The sequence below is a fragment of the Segatella copri genome (assembly GCF_019127135.1).
Classification (GTDB): Bacteria; Bacteroidota; Bacteroidia; order Bacteroidales; family Bacteroidaceae; genus Prevotella.
Genome location: NZ_JAHOEA010000177.1, coordinates 1 through 586 on the forward strand (window position 1 = coordinate 1; position 586 = coordinate 586).

1 pseudogene is annotated in these 586 nt (G+C 44.0%); it reads left to right on the forward strand.

Going from position 1 to position 586, the window contains the following annotated elements:
* Positions 1–327: 327 nt before the first annotated feature.
* Positions 328–586: pseudogene (locus KSW37_RS15735) on the forward strand (DUF3408 domain-containing protein); the annotation flags it as partial.

A 586-nucleotide genomic window follows, 5' to 3' on the forward strand; every position in this document is an offset into this window, starting at 1 on the left:
AAGATAAGGCACGGCAATCTAAAAACAAGCGTTTTCAATTTCTGTGGCAGTATGTGTCTGGAAGTTGCAGTGGTTTGATACACTTCAAGTCCTAAACCGATAGGAAAAACTTGCACGACTGCAACGAATACATGAACAATGATGAGTTGAGAAATACGTTGAAGTTATCACAGCTGTTCTCATTCACCCACAAGCAAGCCACAACTAAATTGCCACGTTACACCCAATCAGTTGCATGGCTGCACTCAGTACACTTACTTTGCACCCGACAATCGGTCAATGGTGCAAACCGTGACCACTATACCAACAATTTAAACAAGTTAAGCTATGGCAAGAACAAAAGAAACGAAAATGTTTCCTGAACAGCAGGAGAAAATGACACAGGAGGTGATGGCTTCGCTTCAACCATCCACTTATGGTAAAGACTATGCCCAAAAACATAGCTCTTTCTTTGAAGAGGTGGAGAACTCCGATTTAGAAGTTGTGACAGAGAATGTGGCTGCAACAACCTCCTGTATGGAGGACGAACCAACGAACGAAGTTCTATCGCCACCGAATCCGCAGAAGCGCATCAGCGGCAAGCAGC